General features: G+C 61.9%; 21 protein-coding genes. 11 read left to right on the plus strand and 10 right to left on the minus strand.

Annotated features, from left to right (window positions below; genetic code table 11):
• Positions 1-48: 48 nt before the first annotated feature.
• From E6C76_RS08195 to E6C76_RS08215, 5 genes are all read left to right on the plus strand, one after another.
• Complete coding sequence (locus E6C76_RS08195; RefSeq protein ID WP_136347756.1) at positions 49-558, plus strand: sigma-70 family RNA polymerase sigma factor; 510 nt, start codon at positions 49-51, stop codon at positions 556-558.
• Positions 551-1510, plus strand: a complete 960-nt coding sequence (locus tag E6C76_RS08200) for a FecR domain-containing protein (protein WP_136347757.1) — start codon at positions 551-553, stop codon at positions 1508-1510. The genes E6C76_RS08195 and E6C76_RS08200 overlap by 8 nt, the downstream gene beginning before the upstream one ends.
• Positions 1511-1622: 112 nt before the next feature.
• Positions 1623-4040: a TonB-dependent siderophore receptor gene (locus tag E6C76_RS08205; protein WP_168734287.1), complete on the plus strand. Its 2418-nt coding sequence runs from the start codon at positions 1623-1625 to the stop codon at positions 4038-4040.
• Positions 4041-4348: 308 nt separating this feature from the next.
• Positions 4349-4603, plus strand: coding sequence for an antitoxin (locus tag E6C76_RS08210; protein ID WP_136347759.1), 255 nt, complete (start codon positions 4349-4351; stop codon positions 4601-4603).
• The gene (locus tag E6C76_RS08215; protein WP_230976198.1) at positions 4572-4826 is read left to right on the plus strand and encodes a type II toxin-antitoxin system RelE/ParE family toxin; all 255 of its coding nucleotides are present in this window, start codon (positions 4572-4574) and stop codon (positions 4824-4826) included. Before E6C76_RS08210 ends, E6C76_RS08215 begins: the two co-directional genes overlap by 32 nt.
• Before the next feature lie 298 nt (positions 4827-5124).
• Here E6C76_RS08215 and eco read toward each other — a convergent pair whose 3' ends face one another.
• Positions 5125-5604, minus strand: a complete 480-nt coding sequence (gene eco / locus E6C76_RS08220) for a serine protease inhibitor ecotin (RefSeq protein WP_136347760.1) — start codon at positions 5602-5604, stop codon at positions 5125-5127.
• Positions 5605-5837: 233 nt separating this feature from the next.
• Here eco and E6C76_RS08225 point away from each other — a divergent pair, with 233 nt between their 5' ends.
• On the plus strand, positions 5838-7370 hold the full coding sequence (locus E6C76_RS08225) for a fumarate hydratase (protein ID WP_136347761.1): 1533 nt from the start codon (positions 5838-5840) through the stop codon (positions 7368-7370).
• 57 nt (positions 7371-7427) lie between these two features.
• Here the strand turns inward: E6C76_RS08225 and E6C76_RS08230 are convergent, their stop codons facing one another.
• The 8 genes from E6C76_RS08230 to E6C76_RS08270 all read right to left on the minus strand — a co-directional run bounded on the left by E6C76_RS08230 (position 7428) and on the right by E6C76_RS08270 (position 19011).
• Positions 7428-8864 (minus strand): HlyD family type I secretion periplasmic adaptor subunit, encoded by a 1437-nt coding sequence (locus tag E6C76_RS08230; RefSeq protein WP_136347762.1) that lies wholly within the window; start codon positions 8862-8864, stop codon positions 7428-7430.
• A complete protein-coding gene (locus tag E6C76_RS08235) occupies positions 8861-11023 on the minus strand; it encodes a type I secretion system permease/ATPase (RefSeq protein ID WP_136347763.1) in 2163 nt (720 codons plus the stop codon). Before E6C76_RS08235 ends, E6C76_RS08230 begins: the two co-directional genes overlap by 4 nt.
• Before the next feature lie 106 nt (positions 11024-11129).
• Entirely contained in the window at positions 11130-14906 is a 3777-nt protein-coding gene (locus tag E6C76_RS08240; RefSeq protein ID WP_136347764.1) for a calcium-binding protein, read from the minus strand.
• A gap of 13 nt (positions 14907-14919) precedes the next feature.
• Positions 14920-15417 carry a hypothetical protein gene (locus E6C76_RS08245; RefSeq protein ID WP_136347765.1) on the minus strand — a complete coding sequence of 166 codons (498 nt, stop codon included), beginning with the start codon at positions 15415-15417 and terminating at the stop codon, positions 14920-14922.
• Positions 15418-15446: 29 nt separating this feature from the next.
• Positions 15447-16100, minus strand: a complete 654-nt coding sequence (locus E6C76_RS08250; RefSeq protein ID WP_136347766.1) for an ankyrin repeat domain-containing protein — start codon at positions 16098-16100, stop codon at positions 15447-15449.
• 709 nt (positions 16101-16809) lie between these two features.
• Positions 16810-17109: a hypothetical protein gene (locus tag E6C76_RS08260; protein WP_136347768.1), complete on the minus strand. Its 300-nt coding sequence runs from the start codon at positions 17107-17109 to the stop codon at positions 16810-16812.
• Positions 17110-17326: 217 nt separating this feature from the next.
• Entirely contained in the window at positions 17327-17794 is a 468-nt protein-coding gene (locus tag E6C76_RS08265) for a hypothetical protein (protein WP_136347769.1), read from the minus strand.
• Positions 17791-19011, minus strand: a complete 1221-nt coding sequence (locus tag E6C76_RS08270; RefSeq protein ID WP_136347770.1) for a glycosyltransferase family 4 protein — start codon at positions 19009-19011, stop codon at positions 17791-17793. Before E6C76_RS08270 ends, E6C76_RS08265 begins: the two co-directional genes overlap by 4 nt.
• Positions 19012-19252: 241 nt before the next feature.
• Between E6C76_RS08270 and E6C76_RS08275 the strand changes: the two genes are divergently transcribed.
• The 5 genes from E6C76_RS08275 (at position 19253) to E6C76_RS08295 (ending at position 24053) form a co-directional block, all read left to right on the plus strand.
• Positions 19253-19726, plus strand: a complete 474-nt coding sequence (locus tag E6C76_RS08275) for a hypothetical protein (RefSeq protein WP_136347771.1) — start codon at positions 19253-19255, stop codon at positions 19724-19726.
• 212 nt (positions 19727-19938) lie between these two features.
• Positions 19939-20364 carry a c-type cytochrome gene (locus tag E6C76_RS08280; RefSeq protein ID WP_136347772.1) on the plus strand — a complete coding sequence of 142 codons (426 nt, stop codon included), beginning with the start codon at positions 19939-19941 and terminating at the stop codon, positions 20362-20364.
• 38 nt (positions 20365-20402) lie between these two features.
• Positions 20403-21782 carry a cbb3-type cytochrome c oxidase subunit I gene (locus E6C76_RS08285; RefSeq protein ID WP_136347773.1) on the plus strand — a complete coding sequence of 460 codons (1380 nt, stop codon included), beginning with the start codon at positions 20403-20405 and terminating at the stop codon, positions 21780-21782.
• A gap of 240 nt (positions 21783-22022) precedes the next feature.
• On the plus strand, positions 22023-23486 hold the full coding sequence (locus E6C76_RS08290; protein WP_211090162.1) for a DNA-3-methyladenine glycosylase 2 family protein: 1464 nt from the start codon (positions 22023-22025) through the stop codon (positions 23484-23486).
• Between the two features lie 27 nt (positions 23487-23513).
• Positions 23514-24053 (plus strand): methylated-DNA--[protein]-cysteine S-methyltransferase, encoded by a 540-nt coding sequence (locus tag E6C76_RS08295; protein ID WP_136347775.1) that lies wholly within the window; start codon positions 23514-23516, stop codon positions 24051-24053.
• 60 nt (positions 24054-24113) lie between these two features.
• On the opposite strand, the gene E6C76_RS08300 is transcribed toward E6C76_RS08295, so the two are convergent.
• Positions 24114-24836, minus strand: coding sequence for a glutamine amidotransferase-related protein (locus tag E6C76_RS08300; protein ID WP_136347776.1), 723 nt, complete (start codon positions 24834-24836; stop codon positions 24114-24116).
• Positions 24837-24862: the final 26 nt, after the last annotated feature.

Genomic DNA, 24862 nt, shown 5'->3' on the forward strand with positions numbered 1-24862 from the left:
GGTTCTCGTTTATAATCCGCCGAACCCTTCTTCACCCACAGCCGCCCGATGGAAAGCAGCCCCGCCGAGTTCGACACCCGGTTCGAGCAGATCTACAGCACGCACCACGGCTGGCTGCGCACCTGGATACGCCGCCGCCTGCAATGCACGGACCAGGCCTGCGACCTGGCCCAGGACGTCTTCCTCCGCGTGCTGGTGCAGCGCCGGGCCGACGAACTGCGCGAGCCCAAGGCCTACCTGAGCAGCATCGCGCGCAACCTGCTGGTGGATCTGTTCCGCCGGCGCAGCATCGAACAGGCCTACGCCGACGCGCTGGCCATGCGCGCCGACGCAGCCGCGCCCTCCCCGGAAGCCCGCCAGCAGATCGTCGAAACCCTGCTCGAAATCGACCGCCTGCTCGACCAGCTCGGCGAGCGCCCGCGCGACATCTTCCTGCGCGTGCAGCTCGACGGCCTCAGCCTGGCCGAAGTCGGCCGCCAGATGGGGCTGTCCACCAACACCGTGCGCAAGCACTTCATCCGCGCCATGGCCCAGTGCCTGGCCCTGATCGATGACTGAAACGTTCGCCCGGCGGCCGGACGCCGCCACGCTGGAACGGGCCGCCGCCTGGTATCTGGACCTGCGCAACGCAGGGCCGGACGCCCCGGAACACCAGGAACACGCCCGCTGGCTGGCACTCGACCCCACCCACCGGCAAGCCTGGGAACGCGTCCAACGCCTGCGGCATACGTTCGATCAGTTGCCGGAAGCCGTCGGCCGCGACACCTTCCACGCCGCGCACAGCGCACGCCGGCAGATGCTCAAGACCCTCACCGTGCTGCTGATGACCGGCGCCACCGGCACGCTGGCCTGGCGAGAAAAGGAAGCCATCCAGGTCCTGACGGCAACGCACCGCACCGGCACCGGGGAACGCAGCGAGATCACGCTGGCCGACGGCGGGCAACTGCAACTCAACACCGCCACCGCGCTGGACGTGCGCTACGACGCCAGCCAGCGCGAAATCCGCCTCCACCACGGCGAAATCCTAATCACCACCGCGCCCGACCCACAGCAGCGACCCTTCATCGTCCGCACCCGGCACGGCAGCATCCGCGCCCTGGGCACCCGCTTCGCGGTACGCGCCGATACCGGCGACAGCCTCGTCCAGGTGTTCGAACATGCCGTGGAAATCCGCCCGGCGGATGGCGCTACCCCCCTGCTGCTGCAAACCGGCCAGCAAGCCCGCTTCTCCGCCACGGCAACACAACCCGCCGCACCACTCGAAGCCAACGCCGACGCCTGGAGCAACGGCCTGCTGGCCGTGGACAATTGGCCACTCGGCCGCGTCATCGACGAACTGGCTCGCCACCACAAGGGCCACCTCGGCTGCGACCCGGCCATCGCCCACCTCACCCTGTCCGGCGTCTTCCACCTCGACGACATTCCCGGCGTACTGCAGAACCTGTCGGCCACACTGCCCATCCGGGTCGTCTACCGCACCCGTTACTGGGTGCGCGTCACCGCCTCGTGAAGGTGCGGGAAAAAATTTTTGCCAAGTGTTGTTGATTTGCGTTTCTCGAACGACTTGAAGGCATGAGCGCCCCATGCGCGCCATGCCATCCATTCTTCGAGGAACCCGCAACATGAGCAAACATCCGCCCAAACTGCTGCGCCCGCTGGCGCTCGCCCTGCACCTCGCCTTCCTCGGCGCGGCCGGTACCACGCTGGCCCTGCCCGCCACCGCGCGGGCGCAGGAAGCCGCCTTCGACTTCGCCATCCCCGCCGGCCCGCTGCAGAACGCGCTGACGGCATTCTCCGCGCAAACCCGCATCAACGTGTCCTTCACCCCGGAGATCGCCGGCGGCGGCAAGCACAGCCCCGGTGTGCAAGGCAGCCATACCGCCGCCCAGGCGCTGGCACGCCTGCTCGTTGGCAGCGGGCTGGTTGCGGTGAGGCAGGGCAACGGTTTCACGCTGGAGCAGGCGCCGAGTGGCGGCGATGTCACGCTGACACCGGTGACGGTGAGTGCCTCAGCCGACCGCAGCGGCACGACCGAGAGAACCGGTAGCTACACCCAGCGCGGCCCGAACCGCACTGCCACCGGTCTTGGCCTGACGCTGCGTGACACACCGCAGTCCGTCACGGTGGTCACGCGGCAGCAGATGGACGACCAGGGGCTGACCACGCTGACCGATACCCTGGAGCGCACGGTCGGCATCACCATGAACCAGTACGAAAGCAACCGCACCCTGCCCAGCGCACGCGGTTTCGAAATCACCAAGATCCGCCACGATGGGGTGTCTTCGTCGGACAACGGTTTCGGATTCAGTAACGACTGGTTCTCCGACAACGCCATCTACGATCGGGTAGAAATCGTGCGCGGCGCGGCCGGCCTATTGAGCGGCACGGGCGAGCCTTCCGCCGCCATCAACCTGGTGCGCAAGAAACCCACCCGGGAATTCCAGGGGCACGCGCAACTGAGCGCCGGCAGCTGGGATGCCTATCGGGGCGAGATCGACCTGTCCGGCCCGCTGGCGGCGGAAGGAAAAATCCGCGGACGGCTGGTCGCCACCCATGCCGACCGGAAGTCCTATCTGGACTACTACGACAAGCGCAGCACCGGGGTGTACGGCGTGCTGGAAGCCGACCTGCCTGCCGACATGCTGTTCACCCTGGGCGTCGATTACCACGACAGCCTCACCAGGGGTGCCACCTACGGCGCGCCGGTGCCGATGTATTACGCCGACGGGAGCAGGACGAATTTCTCGCGCTCGACCACGACCGCCGCGGACTGGACCTACATCGACTCCGAACGCCTGGCGAGCTTCGCCAGCCTGGAGAAGCGATTCGCCAACGGCTGGCAGGCCAGGCTGCAGTACAGCTACCGGAAAACCGAGACGACGCCCAAGCTTCGCACGCTCGAAGGGGTGTTCGACCGCGAGACCGGCGCTGGCAGTTTCTGGCTGGGTGGCATGTATTACGACATCGACAAGCAGGAAGACACCTTCGATCTTTCCGCCTCCGGCCCCTTCACCCTGCTCGGGCGGGAACATGAACTGATGCTGGGCTACTCCCACTACCAATACGACGAAAGCCGGCTCTTCTACGAGCGCCTGCCGGTCCCGCCGCTCGACAGCTACTACAACCAGGGTTCTTACCCCTATCCGCAGTTCGGTACGGTCCACCGCACCGACAACCCCATCTACATCGACCACAGGGAAAAAGCCGCCTATGTCGCCAGCCGCCTGAGCCTGGCCGACCCGCTCAAACTGATTCTGGGCGCGCGCCTGACCAACGTCGATTACTCACTGACGAATTGGGGCGTCACCTCGACCGCCAGATATCATCAGGAACTGACCCCCTATGCCGGGCTGATCTACGATGTCTCGGACAACTACTCGGCCTACGCCAGCTACGCTGACATATTCAATACACAGACCGTCCGCGACCGCAACGGCGCGCTGCTCGACCCCATCATCGGCACGAACTACGAAGCCGGCCTCAAGGGTTCGTTCCACGGCGGCAGACTCAACGTCTCGGCGGCGATCTTCAAAGTCAAGCAGGACAACCTGGCCGAGTTCGACGCCATCATAGACAGCGAATACCGCTACAAGGCCGTCGATGGCACCACGACGCGCGGTTACGAGCTGGAAGTCTCGGGCGAACCGCTGCGCGGCTGGAACGTGGCCGGCGGGTTCACCCGGCGCATCTCCAAGGATGGCGACGGCAGCGCCGTGCAGACCATCCAGCCGCAGAACCTGCTGCGCCTGAGCACCTCCTACCGCCTGCCCGGCGAATGGAACCGCTGGACGCTTGGCGGCCATCTGAGCTGGCAAAGCCGGATCTACGAAAAAGACAAGCGCCCTGGCGGTGGTGACACAGAGCAAGCAAGCTACGCCCTGGTTCATGCGTTCGCCAGCTATCAGGCCGGCAAGGATCTGAGCCTGCAAATGAACATCAACAACCTGTTCGACAAGAAGTACTACACGGGCTTCTACAACAACTACGGCCGCTACGGTGATCCACGCAGTTTCACCCTGACGGCCAGGTACACTTTCTGATCCATTCCAGAAGCACCACGGCCCCGGCGGAAAACCCGCCGGGACCGTTTTTCATCCTTTTCCGCAGTGACCGCGAATCCTCCGATTTTCCGCTGGTTTCAGCCCTGGCTGAAAACCTCCTCCAGCGTCCGCGCATCGAGAATGTTGTCGGTCCATTGCTCCAGTTCAACCGAAGTGGCCGTGCGCAGCCTCTTGGTGGTCGAGGCATCAAGCGGGCCAAAACGGCGGACGAGCAGGATCTGCTCAGTTTCTTGACGCCATCCGCGCTTGTGCTAATGTGGGTTTGTGGGAACACTGGGAGCCGTCACATGAGCCGTCTGACCATCGACATTACCGATCAGCAGCACCAAAGCCTGAAAGCCCTGGCCGCCTTGCAGGGCAAGACGATCAAGCAATACGCACTGGAACGTTTGTTTCCCGGCGATGCAGACGGCGATCAGGCTTGGCAGGAACTGAAAGCCTTGCTGGCGGTACGCATCAACGAAGGTTTGGCAGGAAAAGTGTCCGGCAAGCGCATCGGGGAAATTCTCGATGAAGAACTTGCCGAGGGCCGCCGCACTTGACGGCTTACACACTGACGGATGCGGCGGAAGCGGATCTGCGCGCAAGCAATGGGGCGATGCGCAGGTGCGCAGCTACATCACCCGGCTAAAACAAGGTATTGAGCGCCTGGTTGCCGGTGAGGGTGCTTTCAAGGACATGAGCGCAATCCATCCGGCGTTGCGCATGGCGCACTGCGGGCATCACTATGTGTTTTGCCTGCCGCGTGAGGGACGCCCACGTTGATCGTGGCGATTCTGCATGAACGCATGGACTTGATGGCGCGACTGGCTGACAGGATATGAAACCCCAAAGAGGGGCAGGCCACGGCTCTATGACAAAGCCGGCGAGTTCATAGGGCTTCGCGTTCGTCCTGGTCCTGGCTGGCACGCTCGCTCATGAAATCTTCGGTAGCGGTGACGCCATCGCCGAGGAAGAAGGGTTGTTGGTGAAAACAGTGCTGGTGGCCATGTGACTCTCCCGAAACGCTATATGCGAGGACTAGATACCCACCATCCAGCACCTTCAACAGCGGTCAGACGGATCAGCGGCGCGGTGCCGGCACGCTTTCCAGGCCGGCCGCCCACACCCGGTAGCGCACCTCCACATCGCTCGGCGCGTACAGCACCAGCGGCAGCTTGCTGTTGTAGCGCACCAGCAGCGGTTCGCCGCCCACCTGCACGAAAGCCTGCCGGGTGCTGCCCGGCGGGCAGGCCATCATGGTGCTGATGCCGGGGCCGACCTTCTCCAGCTCGTAATAGGTGTAGCCCCAGCCCTGCACGGTCTTTTCCTGCCACTCGCCGCCCAGGCTGCGGTGGTTGCAATCGACCTCCATGGTCTTGCCGGCGATCAGTTCGACCTTGAAATCGTATTCGTTGGCCTGCTGCGGCAACTGGATGACGTGGCGCACCTGGCCCTCGGCCGCAGGCGGATAGGGCTTGATTTCCGCCTCGGTGGTGGCGCAGGCGTTCAGGCCCATGCCCATCGCCAGGACGGCGAGGCAGCTGTGTGTTTTCTTCTTCATGATCGGGCTCCTGTGGAAGTCGGGGGCGTGCATCCGGTAGGCCAGGCCGCCATCCGGGGCCGGCGCACCGCACGGCAGCCGATCTTACGGCCCTGGAATGGCCGCGTACAGCGCATCCGACACGGTCGCCCACCCGTCCAGGCACGCCGGGCATCTGCCGCGCGGTGCTAGAATTCCGCGCTTCGACGCCACCCCGCAACGGGCCCCGCCCCTTCACTACGGAGAACCTCGCCATGACCGTGATTCGCGAAGAAGACCTGATCCAGTCCATCGCGGATGCCTTCCAGTACATCAGCTACTACCATCCGCTGGACTACATCCAGGCGCTCGGCGAAGCCTACGAACGCGAGGAAAACCCGGCGGCCAAGGACGCCATCGCGCAGATTCTCACCAACTCGCGCATGAGCGCCGAAGGCCACCGCCCCATCTGTCAGGACACGGGCATCGCCGTGGTCTTCCTGAAAGTGGGCATGGACGTGAAGTGGGACGCCAAGCGCAGCGTGCAGGAGATGATCGACGAAGGCGTGCGCCGCGCCTACAACCACCCCGACAACAAGCTGCGCGCCTCCGTGCTGCTCGATCCGGCCGGCAAGCGCCAGAACAGCAAGGACAACACCCCGGCCGTGGTGCATTACGAGATCGTCCCCGGCCACCACGTGGAAGTCATCTGTGCGGCCAAGGGCGGCGGTTCGGAGAACAAGACCAAGATGGCCATGCTCAATCCCTCCGACTCCATCGTCGATTGGGTGCTGAAGACCGTGCCGAGCATGGGCGCCGGCTGGTGTCCGCCCGGGATCCTCGGCATCGGCATCGGCGGCACGCCGGAAAAGGCCCTGCTGCTCGCCAAGGAATCCCTGATGGCCCCGGTGGACATCCATGAACTGAAGGCCAAGGCTGCTTCCGGCGCCGCGCTCAACCGCGTCGAGGAACTGCGCCTGGAACTGATGGAAAAGGTGAATGCGCTGGGCATCGGCGCCCAGGGCCTGGGCGGCCTGACCACCGTGCTGGACGTGAAGATCATGGACTACCCCACCCACGCGGCCAGCCTGCCGGTGGCGATGATCCCGAACTGTGCGGCGACCCGCCACGTGCACTTCCACCTGGACGGCTCCGGCCCCGCCAAGCTGCCCACGCCCAAGCTGGAAGACTGGCCGCAGGTCACCTGGAAGGCCGACACCAACGTCGCCACCCGGGTCAATCTCGACACGCTGACCAAGGAGGAAGTGGCCGCCTGGAAACCTGGCCAGATCCTGCTGCTCAACGGCAAGATGCTCACCGGCCGCGACGCCGCGCACAAGCGCATCCACGACATGCTGGCCAAGGGCGAGAAGCTGCCGGTGGACTTCACCAACCGCGTGATCTACTACGTGGGCCCGGTCGATCCGGTGCGCGACGAAGTGGTCGGCCCCGCCGGCCCCACCACCGCCACGCGCATGGACAAGTTCACCCGCATGATGCTGGAGAAGACCGGCCTGATCTCCATGATCGGCAAGTCCGAGCGCGGCCCGGTCGCCATCGACGCCATCAAGGACAACCAGTCTGCCTACCTGATGGCCGTCGGCGGCGCCGCCTACCTGGTTTCCAAGGCCATCAAGGAAGCCAAGGTCGTGGGCTTCGCAGACCTGGGCATGGAGGCCATCTACGAGTTCACCGTGGAAGACATGCCAGTGACCGTGGCGGTGGATTCCAGCGGCACCAGCGTGCACAACACCGGGCCGAAGGAGTGGCAGGCAAAGATCGGCAAGATTCCGGTTGCCGTGGCCTGATCCCACACAGGCCGCACCGCGGGATAGAGGCCCGGCAGTTGCCGGGCCTTTTTCATTTCACCGCTCGCGCAGGCTTTCGTCGGCGTAGCGCAGCAGCGGCCCGAGGAAATACTCGATCAAGCGCCGCGTGCCGGTCTTCACCTCCACCGTCACCGCCATGCCCGGCGACAGCCGCAGCTCGCGGCCATCCACCCACAGGGTGTCGCGCTCCAGACGCACCCGCGCGGCGAACACCAGGCCGAGCTTCTCGTCCTGGATGGCATCCGACGAAACATCGATTACCTGGCCGGCCAGCGTACCGTACTTGGTGAACGGGAAGGTTTCCACCTTGATTTCCACCTCTTGCCCAGCATGCACGAAGCCGATGTCCTTGTTCGGCACCAGGGCTTCGACTTCCAGCGGATTGTCGAGCGGCACGATCACCATCAACGGCTGTGCCGGGGTCACCACCCCACCCAGGGTATGCACCGCCAACTGCTGCACGCGCCCATCCACCGGCGCAGACAACAGCATCAGGCGCCCCCGGCTTTCCGCCTTGACCAGTTCTTGCGCCAGGGCCGCCGCACGCTCCTCGGCCGCCTTGCGGTTTTCCAGCCATTCCCGTCGCGTTTCCGCCTCCAGGCGCGCTCTCTGCCGCTCGGCCTCCAGCCGCGATGCGGCGATTTCCGCCAGCTTCTCGCGCTGCGCGGCCAGATCGCGCTCTTGCTCGATGCGCGCCTGCTCCAGTTCCAGGTAGCCGTGGCGCGAGACGAAGCGCTTTTCCATCAGGTCCCGGTAGTCGCGCGCACGTTGTTCGACGATCGGCAGAGTCTGCCGCAGCTTCTCGACCATGGCCAGTGTGGCCCGCCGCTCGGCCTCCCGCCGCGTGACTTCGGCGTCGAGCTGGGCCAGCGCAGAAGCATGGGCCACATGCGTGCCACTCACCAGACGGTACTCGGATTCCCTGCGTGGCGCGTCCAAGTCTGCCGGCAGGGCGGACTCCAGCGCCTCCCGCTCCAGCCGCCCCCCATTCTCGAGCGCCCCCAGCAGCACCGCATTGCGCACGCTTTCAAGCAATGCGGACAGCAAGTCGCTGCGCAAACGCTCCACATCCGCAAGCGCCGAGGTGGCGTCGAGTTCGATCAGCAGCTCGCCCGCACGCACGACCTGCCCATCGCGTACGTGAATGGCCTGGATGGTCCCGGTTTCCTGCGGCTGCACCACCTTGCTGCGGCTGTCGGGCACGATCTTGCCGGCGGCCGTGGCCACCACGTCCACGTGGCCGAACACCGCCCACAGCAAGGCGAGCAGCGCGAACAGCAGGATCAGCCCCATCGCCACGCGCGGCGCCGGGTGCACCGGCGTCTCCTGCAGCGCCAGCGTGGCGGGCAGAAAGCGCGCTTCGTGCGGCAGGCGCGCGGGTGGGTCCATTTGGTGCCGGTGGCGCCAGGCATGGCCGAACACCGCACGGTAGCGCGCGAACAGATCGCGCAGGGCTTGCAGGCGCGGCTTCATCCGGCACCTCCCTGCAGGGCCAGCAGATGCGCGTAGCGCCCGCCTTCGAGCCCGGCGAGTTCGTCGTGCGTGCCGGTTTCGACGATTTCGCCCTTGTCCATGACCACGATGCGGTTCGCCCCGCGCACGGCCGACAGGCGGTGGGCGATGATGATCACCGTGCGCCCGCGGCAGATGGCGCGCATGTTGGCCTGGATGATGCGTTCGGATTCGTAGTCGAGCGCGCTGGTGGCCTCGTCGAAGATCAGGATGCGCGGCTGGCCCATCAGCGCGCGGGCAATGGCGATGCGCTGGCGCTGCCCGCCGGAGAGCGTGGCACCGTGCTCGCCCACCACGGTGTCGTAGCCGTCCGGCAGTTCCAGGATGAAGTCGTGCGCGCCGGCCAGCTTCGCCGCCTCGATCACCGCCTCGATGGGCGCGCCGGGGTCCACCAGCGCGATGTTCTCGCGGATCGTGCGGTTGAACAGCAGGTTCTCCTGCAGCACCACGCCGATCTGGCGGCGCAGCGAGGCGGCGTCGGCCTGCGCCAGGTCGATGCCATCGACCAGCACCCGCCCGCGCTCGGGCACGAACAGGCGCTGCACCAGCCGCGTGAGCGTGCTCTTGCCCGAACCGGAACGCCCGACGATGCCCACCACCTCGCCGGGCGCGATCGTCAGGCTGACCCCACGCAGCGCCTCGGGGCCGTCCGGGCGGTAGCGGAAGCGCACCTGGTCGAATTCGATGCGCCCGGCCAGCGGCGGCAGGGTCGAGCGGTTGCCGGTGGCCAGTTCCGTGCGCGTGTTGAGGATGTCACCCAGGCGCTGCACGGAGATGCCCACCTGCTGGAAATCGGTCCATAACTGCGCCAGCCGCATGATCGGCTGCGCCACCCGGCCGGCCAGCATGTTGAAGGCGATCAACTGCCCCACGCTCAGTTCGCCTTCGATGACCAGCCGCGCACCCAGCCACAGCGTGCCCACGGTGACCAGCTTGCCCACCAGATTCACGCCTTCGTGGGCGATGGTGGACAGGGTGTTGGCGCGGAAGCTCGCCGACACGTAGGCCGCCAGCTGGTTGTCCCAGCGGCGGGTCATCTGCGGCTCCACCGCCATGCTCTTGACCGTATCGACGCCCGATACCGCCTCCACCAGAAAGGCCTGGTTTTCCGCGCCCCGGTTGAACTTCTCGTGCAGGCGCGCGCGCAGCAACGGGGTGATGGACAGGGAAATCACCGCGTACAGCGGCAGCGAGGCCAGCACCACCAGCGTGAGCCAGCCACTGTAGAGCAGCATCACGGCGATGAACACCACCGAGAAGAACACGTCCAGCACCACGGTGATGGCGTTGCCGGTGAGAAAGGCGCGGATGTTCTCCAGTTCACGCACGCGCGCCACCGAATCGCCCACCCGGCGGGCCTGGAAGTAGGCCAGCGGCAGCGCCAGCAGGTGGCGGAAGAGCCGCGCGCCCAGTTCCACGTCGATGCGGCTGGTGGTGTGGGCGAACACGTAGCTGCGCAGGCCCGAGAGCAACACCTCGAACACCGACACCGCCAGCAGCCCGATGGCGATCACGTCCAGGGTGGTGAGCCCGCGATGCACCAGCACCTTGTCCATCACCACCTGGAAGAACAGCGGCGTGACCAGCGCGAAGAGGTTGAGCGCGAACGACACCGCCAGCACCTCGCCGATCAGCCGCCGGTGCTTGACCAGCGCGGGCACGAACCAGGAAAAATCGAAGCGCGCCATCTCGCCCGCGAGCGAGGCGCGCGAGGTGAACAGGATCAGTTCGCCCGTCCAGCGTTCCGCGAACTCCGCGCGCGCCACCACCTGCGGGCGCCCGGCACGGGGGTCCTGGATCAGTACCTTGTCTTCGTCGGCGCGCGCGAGCACCACAAAGCCGCCTTCAGCGGTCAGCGCCACGGCCGGCAGCGGCGTGCGCGCCAGGCGCTCCAGCGGAGTCGTCACGCGCTTGGCCTGCAGGCCGAGCTTCTTCGCGGCCAGCAGGATCTCGGCCACGCCGAACGGCGCGCCATCCACCACGTATTCGTGCGCCAACTGGTCCGGGTCGGCCGCCACGCCATGAAAGCGAGCCAGCATCACCAGGCAGGCCAGACCCGTATCGGGCTGGCGCGCGCTGGCCGCATCCTCCGGCGCAAGGGCGAGGGATTCTTCTGTCATCGGGTATCGGGGCGCGCAGGGAGCCCAACGCGGGCACCTGCGCGCGAAACGAGGGGAATCGGAACCGCCACGGCCGGCCTCGCAGCCCGCCGTGGCGCCTTCGGCACTACTGCCAGTTGGCTGCGATCACCGCATCGAGCGTCTCGCGGTAATTCCCCGACAGGCAGGTCTCACCGGCCGCAGGCGGCGAGAAGGCCGCCATCGCGGACACCAGCGCCGCGACCTGGCCGTGCAACAGCACCGCCCCACCACCAGCATGGAACTGCTCGACGCGGTAGGCCGAACCGGAGTACCAGTTGTTGATCGTCACCTGGTCGTCGGTGCCGATCACGCTCACTTGCAGGTGATTGCCATTGCGGCTGAACCAGAGCTGGTCGGATGCGATGTCGTCCCCGAAGAACAGGCGATCGGCGTTACCTGACGTCGTGTCGTAGTCGTACACCGTGTCCTGCCCGTATCCGCGTCCGAACAGGTAGGTGTCGCTCCCGGTGCCACCGACCAGGTAGTCGTTGCCGGCGCCGCCGTCCAGGGTATCGTTGCCCGCCTCGCCGTACAGCGAGTCATTGCCCTCCCCGCCGTACAGCACGTCGTTGCCCGCGCCGGCGTAGATCACATCATCACCCGCACCGCCGTCGATGCGCTCATTCGACGCCGTGAACGTGATGCTGTCGTTGCCCTCGCTCAACTGGATATCGTAGGCCGCGTACAGCTGATTGACCGTCAGGCTCTTGCCGTCCGAGAACTCGAACCGATTGACCTGGTAGTTGCTCCCCAAGTAGTGGCTCCTGAGTGTCACCCGGTCCGACTCCCCGTACGCCAGGATCAGGTCGTCGCCCGCACGGAACACCCCGCTCAGGCCATCCGAGGCCACATCCTCGAAACGCACCACGTCGATCCGGTTCGTGGAGGCATTGTAGTTGTAGACCCTATCCTGGCCCGAACCCACCCGGAACAGATAGGTGTCACTCCCATTGCCACCGACCAGATAGTCATTGCCGGCGCCGCCGTCCAGGGTATCGTTGCCCGCCTCGCCGTACAGCGAGTCGTTACCCTCCCCGCCGTACAGCACGTCGTTGCCCGCGCCGGCGTAGATCACATCATCACCCGCCCCGCCGTCGATGCGCTCATTCGACGCCGTGAACGTGATGCTGTCGTTGCCCTCGCTCAACTGGATGTCGTAGGCCGCGTACAGCTGATTGACCGTCAGGCTCTTGCCGTCCGAGAACTCGAACCGATTGACCTGGTAGTTGCTCCCCAGATAGTGGCTCCTGAGTGTCACCCGGTCCGACTCCCCGTACGCCAGGATCAGGTCGTCGCCCGCACGGAACACCCCGCTCAGGCCATCCGAGGCCACATCCTCGAAACGCACCACGTCGATCCGGTTCGTGGAGGCATCGTAGTTGTAGACCCTATCCTGGCCCGAACCCACCCGGAACAGATAGGTGTCACTCCCATTGCCACCGACCAGATAGTCGTTGCCGGCGCCGCCGTCCAGGGTATCGTTGCCCGCCTCGCCGTACAGCGAGTCGTTGCCCTCCCCGCCGTACAGCACGTCGTTGCCCGCGCCGGCGTAGATCACATCATCACCCGCACCGCCGTCGATGCGCTCATTCGACGCCGTGAACGTGATGCTGTCGTTGCCCTCGCTCAACTGGATATCGTAGGCCGCGTACAGCTGATTGACCGTCAGACTCTTGCCATCCGAGAACTCGAACCGATTGACCTGGTAGGAATTTCCCAGGTAGTGGCTCCTGAGTGTCACCCGGTCCGACTCCCCGTATGCCAGGATCAGGTCGTCGCCCGCACGGAACACCCCGCTCAGGCCATCCGAGGCCACATCCTCGAAACGCACCACGTCGATCCGGTTCGTGGAGGCATCGTAGTTGTAGACCCTATCCTGGCCCGAACCCACCCGGAACAGATAGGTGTCACTCCCATTGCCACCGACCAGATAGTCGTTGCCGGCGCCGCCGTCCAGGGTATCGTTGCCCGCCTCGCCGTACAGCGAGTCGTTGCCCTCCCCGCCGTACAGCACGTCGTTGCCCGCGCCAGCGTAGATCACATCATCGCCCGCACCGCCATTCAGGGTGTCGTTGCCTGCATCCCCGTACAGCGTGTCGTTGCCACTTCCTCCAAGCACTATGTCTCGACCGCTACCACCCGACAGCGTTACACCTTCCGAAGACCCTATCAGTATTTCATCCGCAGAAGTACCGCTGACATTAGCCCCTGGCTCTCCATAAACAACTTTGGCATTCCCTGCCAAAACCACGGCCGCCAACAAACTGCCCGAGCCCCCCAAGTGATGAACAAAGGAATCAATTTCCAGTCCCTCAATACCCTCCACTGCAGATAACAGATGACTAAATGATTGTGCCAGACCGACCGCTTGCAATCTGTCTGTCGCATACAGCTCATTCAAATGTTCCGCTACTGTCGCAAGACTGAATTGCAGACCATCATCGCTCCAGACCAGTCCGATCTGCTCGATCAGTGCCTGCAAGTGTGTACCCCGCATCAACCCCTGGTAAAGCTCGGCATGGAGAGTCTGAAAAGCCTCTTCGAGCACCAGCGCCGCCTGAGGTCCCGGATTCTTACCCCAGCTCCCTGTTTGATTGTAGCCATCCCCCAAAAAGGTTTCGAGAGCCACCAATTTGCGCGCATCGATGTTTGCACCCCGACTGTTCGCCGCGATGTTCCCTGCCCCCGTCCACGCGTACAGGATCTCTTCCATTAGCTGGTGACGCACACGTGGATCGGTTTCTGCCCCGAACTGCTCGACCAAAGCACGCAACTGTCCGCTTTCATCCCGTGCCATCGCTTGATGCAGGCTGCGCACATTGCCGAAACCAGCCAGGTTGGGCAATGCGGCAATATCTTCGGGGACTTCGATCAGATCCAGTTCCACGGTGTCCGCATAGTCGACGGAAAACCACACGTCGGTAGCCGTACCAGTACTGCCGTCGGCCCAGGTAAAACTGCCGACCTGTTTGTGCGCATTGCCTTGCGCGTCGATATAGGTGGAGTTGGTGTAGCCAAGATAGATCGAGGCGATACCCAATTCGTCCAGAGTCAGCAGCTCATCGGCCTGCGAGACGCCGTCCTGGTTTTGGTCTCGCCACACCCGCAGCTCCGACCACAGCACGTCGTAGGCATCGAACACGCCATCGCCGTTACCGTCCAGATCACGCAGCGCCGCAAAGCCGTTGGCCGCCTTCTGTCCGGTCGACAGCAGCGTGTTGTTGCCGAACAGTTCCGCCCCATCATCAATCACGCCATTACCGTTGCGGTCCCAGACCAGCAGGCCATCGCCCGCACCCACCCAGCCGCTCAGCTCCGCGAAACCGTTACTGTCATGGTCGAAGTGGATGCCGGAAGTTTTAGAGACAGTGGTGACGCCGTCGCCGTCTAGGTCCAGGATGATCGGAGAGGCTTGGGATTCGGCTTTGTTGAAGAGGTCTTTTATACGTTCGATGAAGCGGTCTAGTGCATCGGATATACCATTCCCTATTTTGTCAAAGAGCTGACCACCTGAGCCATTCTGCGGCTCGCGCACAAGTCGGCCATCCTCTAACGCTTTACGTACTGCATCAGCGAGTTGATCGTTAGTTGCATTAGGACCAAGCTCCCGGGCTATTTCTCGCCCTACGTAATTATTCCACGCGTCCATTCTTGCCGCGCTTTCTTTTTCTCCATTTATCAATCCAAGTATTTCCCACCAAGTACCTGCATGATATGCGCTCTCGTAGCCATAATCCCTAGTCATCTGCGCGCTTGAATAAGCATGTCGAAATGCATCTGCATCGCCATTGACCGGACCAGACAACCCGAAATTATCCGCGTATTCAGAAGAAATTTTGTGAAGCTCATCAAGATAGGACACACCAACCTCCCCTTTAATTAGACACGATACCTACTCTACGTTCTTCAGTTCGTTCATTAACAAAAACAACAAATTTCACATTTCCCCCGCTAACACATTCCTCAGAATTTTTCCCCACATCACTCCGCCATTCACCCTGATTACCATCCAAAGGGCTATGAAGAGGTGCAACATATCGGTCAACAGCATCAACAAATATCCTGCCATCTGACAATATAACCAACTGCCACTTTCCTTCTGAACCCACAAACCCAACCCTCTCTAACTCAACATTTATCAATTCCACAAAATTTACATTTTTCTTACTTTTCACCCTATTTTGATATGCCTGAAGAACGCAAACAAATTCAATTCTTTTTTCTTTGTAAGGGAAAACACCTCCAGAATGCCCATTAATAATATTACTGAAATACACATCCAAATCTGACCTTCCAATTGAACAAGCAAACAAAGCCTGACAGACAACCATTAAAACAACAAACCTACTCACCATCATATTTGGCACCGTCATTCAATTATGCTAAACGTGAAAATAGTAAATCAATGAAACCAAAACAACGAAAAACACCCCTCGCTTATTTGGCCAACGCGCTTCAGATGCATCAGATAGAAACTATTTTTTATCGCCCTACCCTCCACATTCATGACACGAGAAATTTCAGAAATTTTCCCTTCGAAATCGCTACGATATATATCGCTATCGCAAACACTTTCAATAATTAAATCATAAACATATACAACCATTCCAGATGGTCCAAATTTATAGACACCCTTATATTCAGCACCATTTTGCAATAAAGACAATATAACATTCAAATAATCAAACACCCTTTCCAACACCACCTCTCCATTACTGGAGTAATACACATGCGGCCCGCCAAGCCCACTCAACGCATAGCTCAGAGGTGTCTTATCAAAATCCACAGTATCATTTGGGTCAGCACCAGCACTAAGTAAAAAATTAACCATACTCTTCCTCCCCCAGTACGCAGCCACAGCCAAGACCGTCCTCCCCTCATATACCTCTTTTATTAGATAAGGCTTCTCTTCAATATACCCAGCGAATTCTTTATACGAACCATACCTTATTAGCTCAGAAATATATTTCCAATCACCATTACTTCCAGAAAATGAAGGCATGCAATAAAAAACAGACATCATTGCCACAAAAAATCTATAAAAATAGAGCCTCATATCAGCTCCTTTTAAATTTCGCACATTTATTCAGAACGACGTTCGACAAAAAACTAATGAACGACGAAAAAAGAATTGACATAAAGACCCATGTAAGCAATGCAGACAACAGAGCAAAAGAAAACAACGAAAAGAAAATGAACTTTGCCGGCCCGCCCTCCCAAACAGGAAAGAATAATATTCCAACGCCTATGAGCCCACAAAGAAACCAATCCATAATATTAGGCACGGTCTTATCCATCTTACATATCATCAATGTCTGCCAAGAGTTTCGCCTAAAGAGAACAAAATATACAAACAGGAGCGGGGATAACAGCCACATGACCGCATAGTGATGGACAGCATCTAGACCGACGAAACTATTAGCAGGATCTGCATACCTTATAACCGGTACAACAGCCGCCACATGGTGGTATACGGCATCAAAAACATGCTTTACCCCGAAATCAAATTTTATAATCAAAGCAAAGATTTCAGAGAAAACAACCCACACCAATAGCGAAGGCTCTGATAAAGCAGCCTTCACTATTTCATTCTTACTGACATTGCGTACACTCATCCAACCCCCTTCATGCGGTCACATTCCCCACAGATAGTCATTACCTTACCCCCAGCCTAATCGTGCCCGCATTTGTAACAACTCATCCCATTTTATGAAACCCATGCATCAGCCATGCACCACCAAGCTAATCAGCCTTTTCATTAGAACTCATTTCTTATCTCCTGATGAATTACCTTCCCAAGCCACCAAAAACTTAAAAACAAAAAAAACCGCCAAAACCAACAAAGAAACGATAATCAACCCGAACTTCCTTGGCGCTGCAACCCATAACACCAGAGCAGCCAACATGACAAGAATCACCGACAACAAACCAGCACCTATCAAATCAACCGACCTTAGGCTTTTCCGATCATGCACATCGCAACCTTCCTCTGCTTCCAAGGCGTCCTTTTTATTCCGATTTTCTTTCGCAGAAAGCCTACTATGTTTATTAATTATGACATTCATCGCGCAATACAATTGTTTTGAGTAAATTCATAAAGCATTACTATCTTTAGCCCCCGCCGTCGAATTAACAGCATTATCTGTACATGCATTAACAAACCCCCTCCAAGAACCATAGACATCATGTACCGAAGATGTCGTACCAGCCCCTTTCAGCCAGTTCCAAAAATCTTTAAAAGAAGCCATCTCATCCCTCTTTAGCAAAAGTCAGCACAACAAACTATCTAAACAAAACACCCCTATCCTTTAACCGATCCATATATTTAACCAACAAATCTGCACATTTAACGGTAATATTCGTAGCGTATTCATGAATAAACCTTCCATCAACACCAGAAATTTCTTTTAATATTTTGTCCCGCTCAATCAGTGTGGCATTTTTCGCATACAGCTCACTTGAAAAAACAACGGAGAAGTTATAGTTGGATTTCGAAATATTCAAATACCCCTCCTTCTTTGAACCATCTTCCTCACCAGCAAACCTCAAGAAATAGTACGCAGCACAACGTGCAAACCCATCCGCCACTTTTTCGTCCCTCCCCTCGCCATCATCTGAATCAGCAAAAGCGGGCCACGCAATTAACATTGCAACAAATATCAAAACAAATCTAAAGATCACAATCATCCAAAATCTATAAAAACCCAACAATTCACTGTAAAATTCATATTTATTTTTCTCATATTTCATATATCTACCAGCAGACCATATCCAAGCACCCCCTCTCCTGCACCATATCGGAGCTTTGCTCCACATGCGGTATCACAAATTCCCACGTAGCTATCCGGTTTCTCCAACCCCCAGCAGACGCGCTCCACCAGCGCCTCCGTATCAAAAAAATCCACCAGTACCCCGTTCTCGCCATCCCGCATCACCTCCTCCACCGGCTCCGTACGCGAACCAATCACCAGGCAGCCGCTGGCCATCGCTTCCAGCAGCGACCAGGACAACACGAAGGGATAGGTGAGATAGACGTGGACGGCCGAGACCTGCAGCACCTTGCAATAAGCCGCATGGAGCAGTTTGCCGGTGAAGTGGGTGCGGGCCGGGTCCAGGCGGACCTCTTGCAGCATCTTCTCGCGCCAGTTCGGTGCGTCCGGCGGGGGCTTGCCGTAGCTCACTTCGTCTCCGCCCACAATGATGGCGTGGCAGTTGCGGTGGCGGCGCTGCACCATTTCCAGGGCGCGCATGAAGCGATGGAAACCGCGATAGGGCTCCAGGTTGCGCGCCACGTAGGTGATCACCGGGTCGCCCGCCTTGAGCACGGTGCCCGAGGGGGTGGTGAAGGCGGCGGATGGGTCCGGGCCGAGCAGGTCGGTCTGGATGCCTTCGTGGATGACCTGGATGGTTGGCTGGAAGACGGCCGGGTGGCGGCTGCGCTGCCAAGCGGTGGGGCTGACGCCGGCGTCGCAGTGGGTGAGGTTGAGGGCGTGCAGCGCGTTCCAGGTGCGCATGCGGGCGTGGTCGTCTTCGGTGGCGGGGAATTCGGGATCGAAGCCGACGTCACCGCCGGGGGCCCCGTAGTACCACTCGCACAGGTGGATCAGGCGGGCGTCGGGAAAGACTTCACGCAGGTAGAGCGTTTCTCCCCAGCCGGGATGGGCGATGACCACGTCCGGCACAAAGCCGCGCCGACGCAGGGCCTGCAACGCGCGGGCGACGGCCTGGCCGTGCAGCACGGCATCTTCCATCTGGCGCAGGTAAGGGTGCTGGACTTCCCGTGGCTTGCGGTGCAGGCGGTATTTGTACCAGCGCACGCCGGGCATGCCGGGCGCGGTTTCCCGCCCGAGGCCGATGACTTCGCAGTCCGGGCGCTGCGACCAGGCGTGCGCGAGGTGGCGGAACTGGCCGGGAAAGTTCTGGTGGATGAGCAGGATGCGCACGCTGGAGACAGAAGAACGAGCCATTTGGTATATTTTGAGCAGCCTATCATAGTCGAAGCAGATATGTATCTGAATTTTTCAAATCCATATTGCAATTTCCTGGCAAACTGGGCCGCAGCAGATCACGGACACCTCCGCCCATCGCGGATACGTTCCGCCCCGGTGGAGCGGAAGTAACACTTGCCGCGCAAACCATGATGCACATCAATGACCACACCCCCCATGAAGCGGCAGGGTGTGCTCCGCCCAATTCGCGGAGAACGACATGCGCATCCCATTCGCCCTGCTTCTGCTCGCCTCGCTGCCGTTCGCCGCGCCGGCGCACGCCGGGGCCGAAACGCTGACCTGCCCCGATCTCGCCCAGGCGAAGCAGGTGGCCACCTGCCCGGCGCTGGAGGAGCTGCGCTACACCTATTCCGGCTACTGCGGCGACAACGCCCGCCTGTACGGGCGTGACACGGAGGTGTGTGCGTCATTCGAGAGCTACCGCGCATTCAAGAACATCGCGCTGTGGGAATCCGCCGACGGGCGCTTCAGCGGCTATCTGTCCTGCGAGGAGGATGCCGGGGAGGCGGCAAAGGCCCGTGCCACGCGCCTGTCGGTGTCGCGGCGCGGTTCGATCACGCTGGTGAAGTGCGAGTACGAGGGCGGCATCCAGCTGGCCCACCGCACACACGCGAGCTGCGCCGTGGCCGAGGAGGACTGCGCCACCGGCGAATGCCGCGCACGCTGCGAGTAGACTGCCCGGCGGCGCGTCCGCGCCGGTTCCCATGCTGCTTCGCGCCCCTCCCGCCACCCCGCAGGGTGGCCGAGGGGGGTGTGCCGTTTCGGCCGTTTTGATTCAAATCATGGAGCCCACCCCCACTCGAAAAATACAGTGCGCCGGACCTTCGGGTTCGTATGACCGGTTCAAACACTCACATGGACGCACAAAACAATGAGGGGTAAACCATGAGCGGCACCTTCACCAAGGCGATGGCCCGCAACATCTTCTACGGCGGGACCGTCTTCTTCTTCCTGCTCTTCCTGGCGCTTACCTTCGATACCACGAAGGCGCTGCCCAAGACCGACAACCGCCACAACATCACCCCTGCGGTGGCCGCTGGCAAACACATCTGGGAAACGCGCAACTGTTTGGGCTGCCACACCATGCTTGGTGAGGGCGCCTACTACGCCCCTGAGCTGGGCAACGTGTATACGCGTCGCGGGCCGGAGTTCATCAAGGCCTGGATGATGTCGCAGCCCACCGGCGCTCCTGGCCGCCGGCAGATGCCCAACTTCAATCTGTCGGATGAGGATCTGAACAATCTCGTCGAGTTCCTCAAGTACACCTCCGAGATCAACACGCAGAACTGGCCGCCCAACATCGAGGGCTGAAGGACGCGCGCACTGAAAACTCCAAGGGGAATGTTGTCATGAAATATCAATCTCAAGCGGTCGCGATGCCGTACTTCATCGCGGCGATCGGGCTGTTCGTCGGGCAGATCGTCTTCGGTCTGATCCTCGGCCTGCAGTACGTCGTCGGCGATTTCCTGTTCCCGGAAATTCCGTTCAACGTGGCCCGCATGGTCCACACCAACCTGCTCATCGTCTGGCTGCTGTTCGGCTTCATGGGCGCGGCCTACTACCTGGTGCCGGAAGAGTCGGAAACCGAGCTGTTCAGCCCCAAGCTGGCGCTGCTGATGTTCTGGGTGTTCCTGGTGGCCGGCGCGCTGACCATCGTCGGCTACCTGACGGTGGATTACGCCACGCTGGCGCAGTACACCGGCAACGACATCCTGGCGACGATGGGACGAGAGTTCCTCGAGCAGCCGCTGATCACCAAGATCGGCATCGTCGTGGTGGCGCTGGTGTTCCTGTTCAACGTCACCATGACCGTGCTCAAGGGCCGCAAGACCGCCATCAACGTGGTGCTGCTGCTCGGCCTGTGGGGCTTGGCGGTGTTCTTCCTGTTCTCCTTCTACAACCCGACCAACCTGGTGCTGGACAAGTACTACTGGTGGTGGGTGGTGCACCTCTGGGTGGAAGGCGTGTGGGAACTGATCATGGCCGCGCTGCTCGCCTTCGTGCTGATCAAGGTCACCGGCGTCGACCGCGAGGTCATCGAGAAGTGGCTGTACGTGATCATCGCGCTGGCCCTGGTCACCGGCATCATCGGTACCGGCCACCACTACTACTGGATCGGCACGCCGCAGTACTGGCAGTGGTGGGGTTCCATCTTCTCCGCACTGGAGCCGATCCCGTTCTTCGCCATGACCGTGTTCGCCTTCAACATGGTGAACCGCCGCCGCCGCGAGCACCCGAACAAGGCTGCCGTGCTGTGGGCGCTGGGCACCGGCGTGATGGCCTTCCTGGGCGCCGGCGTGTGGGGCTTCCTGCACACCCTGGCTCCGGTCAACTACTACACCCACGGCTCGCAGATCACCGCCGCGCACGGCCACATGGCCTTCTACGGCGCCTATGTGATGGTGGTCATCACCATCATCAGCTATGCCATGCCGATCCTGCGTGGCCGCGCATGCAACAGCCCGAAGGCGCAAGTGCTGGAAATGTGGGCGTTCTGGCTGATGACCATCGCCATGGTGTTCATCACCCTGTTCCTCACCGCCGCCGGCATCCTGCAGGTGTGGCTGCAGCGCGTCTCCGACTCGCCGATGCCCTTCATGGCGGTGCAGGACCAGGTCTCTCTGTTCTACTGGATGCGTGAATGGAGCGGCGTGGTGTTCTTCATCGGCCTGCTGGCCTACGTGGCGAGCTTCTTCGTCAAGGGCGAGGAGAAGGCCACCGGCGCCTGAGGCGTCCGGTGATTCCCGGGGCGGCCGTGGCCGCCCCGGCAGAGTGTCTCTCCCCTCCTTCAAAACGATTGCAGAAGGAAGTGGACTTGCAGGGCGGCGCGAGCCGCCCTCTTTTTTTGCCTACTCCAAAGCCATGCCCGCACCCTCCGCCCGGCTCGGCATGGACAGGGTACGCATGTCCGAAAACGGCTGGAAATGCCGGATGCGGCTGGTAGAGTTTCCTTCGAGGAGGAAACAGCCGTGCAGAACGACAGAGACTGTGCCCGGTACGCGGCATTCAAGGCGAAGGACGCCCGCTTCGACGGGCACTTCTTCGTCGGCGTGTCTTCCACGGGCATCTATTGCCGGCCGGTGTGCCGGGCCCGCTTGCCGCGGCCGGAGAACTGCACCTTCTACGCCAGCGCGGCGGCGGCCGAACAGGCGGGCTTTCGCCCCTGCCTGCTGTGCCGCCCCGAACTCGCACCGGGCAACGCGCCCGTGGATGCGTCGGCCTCCCTGGCGAGGCGCGCGGCGAGGCTGCTGGAGGATCACTGCGGGAGCGAACACTCCGTCGAGGAACTCGCCCATCGCCTGGGCTGCACCGACCGCCACCTGCGGCGGGTGTTCCTCAACGAATACGACGTCTCGCCCATCCAGTACCTGCAGACCTGCAGACTGCTGCTGGCGAAGAGCCTGCTGACCGACACCGGCCTTTCGGTCATCGACGTCGCCATGGCGGCCGGCTTCGGCAGCCTGCGGCGTTTCAACGCGCTGTTCAAGAAACAGTACCGCCTCACGCCCACCGCCCTGCGCCGGGAAACGGCGCGGCACGGGGAACGCGGCACCGGCATCACGCTGACGCTGGGCTACCGCCCGCCCTACCCGTGGCAACAGATGCTGGACTTCCTCGCGGGGCGCGCGATTCCGGGCGTGGAACTGGTGCGCGACGGCGAATACCTGCGCACGGTGCGCTTCGCCACCGAGGCACGGCAGCCCGTATGCGGCTGGATCCGGGTGGGGCACCTGGTGCACAAACGCGCGCTGAGCGTGACCGTGGATGCGGCGCTGCTGCCGGTTCTCTCCCTGGTTCTGGCGCGCGTGCGCCACCTGTTCGACCTGTGCTGCGATCCCGACACGGTGTACGCAGCCCTGGCGCCGATGAACGCCATCCGGCCGGGCCTGTGCGTGCATGGCACCCGGCTGCCCGGTTGCTTCGATGCCTTCGAGATGGCCGTGCGCGCCATCCTGGGGCAGCAAATCACGGTGAAGGCCGCGCGCACGCTGGCGGGCCGCATCGTGCAGGCCCACGGCACGCCGCTCGCCACCGCCATCGAGGGGCTGACCCATGTCTTTCCATCGCCCGAAACCATCGCCGCGCTGGATGGCCCCATCGGCGAACATCTCGGCCCCCTGGGCATCACGGGCGCACGCGCGCGCAGCATCCAGGCCCTGGCGTGTGCGTTGGCGGCGGGGGAGATCGACTTTGGCCACGGGTCACCGCCGCAGGCGCAGATCGGCAAGCTCATGGAGATGCCCGGCATCGGCGAGTGGACGGCGCAATACCTCGCCATGCGGGGCATGGGTTGGCCCGACGCCTTTCCGCACACGGATTACGGCGTCAAGAAGGCCCTCGCCCCCCGCAGCCCGGCGCAGATCCTCGCCCTGGCGGAGTCGTGGCGGCCGTGGCGCGGCTATGCCACGGTGAATCTATGGAATTCCCTTTAAGAGCCTGCTCTTGAGCAAGGAGGCATCATGTTCCATTCGACGAAATACCGCTCCCCCATCGGCCCGCTCCTGCTGGCCAGCGATGGCAGCCATCTGGTGGGATTGTGGATGGAGGGGCAGAAGTACTTCGGCAGCAGCCTGCCGGAAGCGCCCGCCGCCAACGGCGACCTGCCCGTGTTCGCCGCCGCGCGGCAGTGGCTGGACGAGTACTTCGCCGGCCAGCAGCCTGCCATCGCGCGGCTGCCGCTGGCACCGGCCGGCAGCGCCTTCCGCAAGGCGGTGTGGGCGCTGCTGTGCGAGATCCCCTATGGCGAAACCACGACCTACGGCGAGATCGCCAGGGCGGTCGCAGCACGGCTGGGCAAGCCCGGCATGTCCGGCCAGGCCGTGGGCGGGGCGGTGGGGCACAATCCCATTTCCATCATCATCCCGTGCCACCGCGTGGTGGGCGGCGACGGCAGCCTGACGGGCTACGCGGGCGGTCTGGACAAGAAGATCGGGCTGCTCCGGCTGGAGGGGGCGGACCTGTCCCGCCTGTACGTGCCCAGGAAAGGCACGGCGCTCTGAAACGCTGCGCAGGCATCGGCGGAATCCAGGCCCGCCTGCGCGGCCCCGGCGGCGCCCCGCTCAGCGCCCCGCCGCGTAGTCGGCCATCAGCTCGTCCAGGAAAACGAAAAGCTGCCGGTTCATGGCGTCGTACTCGTTCGCCCGCAGCGCGTCCGGCTGCTGCACGAAGCGGTGGGCGGTCAGCGCCGCCAGTTCCTGTGCCGAGGCGGCGATCAAGCGTTCCACCACCTCCGGGGTGAATTCCATGTGGCACTGGAAGCCATAGGCCAGACGGCCGTACTCCACGATCTGGCGCGGGCAGCCCGCACTGCGGGCGAGCACCTTGGCATCCGGCGTCAGGCCCGGCATGTCGCTGTGCCAGTGGCCGACCTCCAGGATGTCGCCGAAATGCGCGAACTTCGGATTCGCCCTGCCCTCCGGCGTCAGCGTGATCGGGAACTTGCCGATCTCCTTTTCCGGGCTGTGCTCGTGGGCCGCGCCCAGGGCCGTGCCCAGCAACTGCGCGCCCAGGCACACGCCGACGACGGCCTTGCCCGCGGCAACGCAGCGGGCGATCAGTTCGCACTCGGCCGCCGCATCGAAGTGGGGGCATTCTTCCCGGGTGGTGGTTGGCGACTGTGGCCCGCCCAGCACCACCAGCAGGTCGATGGCGTCGATCGTGCGCGGCAACGGCTGGCCTGCATGGACATGCGAATAGGTCGCGGCATGCCCGCGCTCCCCGACCCAGGCCTCGAAGGCGCCGGGCGTCTCGAAGGCTTCATGCACGACGAAGTGGACTTTCATGGGGACTCTCCTGGTTCTTCCCTGTG

This window comes from Pseudothauera nasutitermitis, assembly GCF_004801295.1.
GTDB classification, from domain to species: domain Bacteria; phylum Pseudomonadota; class Gammaproteobacteria; order Burkholderiales; family Rhodocyclaceae; genus Pseudothauera; species Pseudothauera nasutitermitis.

Excerpts from the sequence above, each read along its gene's own strand:
- E6C76_RS08195 (WP_136347756.1), top strand. The coding sequence starts at position 49 with ATGGAAAGCAGCCCCGCCGAGTTCGACACCCGGTTCGAGCAGATCTAC.
- E6C76_RS08200 (WP_136347757.1), top strand. The coding sequence starts at position 551 with ATGACTGAAACGTTCGCCCGGCGGCCGGACGCCGCCACGCTGGAACGG.
- E6C76_RS08205 (WP_168734287.1), top strand. The coding sequence starts at position 1,623 with ATGAGCAAACATCCGCCCAAACTGCTGCGCCCGCTGGCGCTCGCCCTG.
- E6C76_RS08210 (WP_136347759.1), top strand. The coding sequence starts at position 4,349 with ATGAGCCGTCTGACCATCGACATTACCGATCAGCAGCACCAAAGCCTG.
- E6C76_RS08215 (WP_230976198.1), top strand. The coding sequence starts at position 4,572 with ATGAAGAACTTGCCGAGGGCCGCCGCACTTGACGGCTTACACACTGAC.
- eco (WP_136347760.1), bottom strand. The coding sequence starts at position 5,604 with ATGAAGAAGAAAACACACAGCTGCCTCGCCGTCCTGGCGATGGGCATG.
- E6C76_RS08225 (WP_136347761.1), top strand. The coding sequence starts at position 5,838 with ATGACCGTGATTCGCGAAGAAGACCTGATCCAGTCCATCGCGGATGCC.
- E6C76_RS08230 (WP_136347762.1), bottom strand. The coding sequence starts at position 8,864 with ATGAAGCCGCGCCTGCAAGCCCTGCGCGATCTGTTCGCGCGCTACCGT.
- E6C76_RS08235 (WP_136347763.1), bottom strand. The coding sequence starts at position 11,023 with ATGACAGAAGAATCCCTCGCCCTTGCGCCGGAGGATGCGGCCAGCGCG.
- E6C76_RS08245 (WP_136347765.1), bottom strand. The coding sequence starts at position 15,417 with ATGACGGTGCCAAATATGATGGTGAGTAGGTTTGTTGTTTTAATGGTT.
- E6C76_RS08250 (WP_136347766.1), bottom strand. The coding sequence starts at position 16,100 with ATGAGGCTCTATTTTTATAGATTTTTTGTGGCAATGATGTCTGTTTTT.
- E6C76_RS08260 (WP_136347768.1), bottom strand. The coding sequence starts at position 17,109 with ATGAATGTCATAATTAATAAACATAGTAGGCTTTCTGCGAAAGAAAAT.
- E6C76_RS08265 (WP_136347769.1), bottom strand. The coding sequence starts at position 17,794 with ATGAAATATGAGAAAAATAAATATGAATTTTACAGTGAATTGTTGGGT.
- E6C76_RS08270 (WP_136347770.1), bottom strand. The coding sequence starts at position 19,011 with ATGGCTCGTTCTTCTGTCTCCAGCGTGCGCATCCTGCTCATCCACCAG.
- E6C76_RS08275 (WP_136347771.1), top strand. The coding sequence starts at position 19,253 with ATGCGCATCCCATTCGCCCTGCTTCTGCTCGCCTCGCTGCCGTTCGCC.
- E6C76_RS08280 (WP_136347772.1), top strand. The coding sequence starts at position 19,939 with ATGAGCGGCACCTTCACCAAGGCGATGGCCCGCAACATCTTCTACGGC.
- E6C76_RS08285 (WP_136347773.1), top strand. The coding sequence starts at position 20,403 with ATGAAATATCAATCTCAAGCGGTCGCGATGCCGTACTTCATCGCGGCG.
- E6C76_RS08295 (WP_136347775.1), top strand. The coding sequence starts at position 23,514 with ATGTTCCATTCGACGAAATACCGCTCCCCCATCGGCCCGCTCCTGCTG.
- E6C76_RS08300 (WP_136347776.1), bottom strand. The coding sequence starts at position 24,836 with ATGAAAGTCCACTTCGTCGTGCATGAAGCCTTCGAGACGCCCGGCGCC.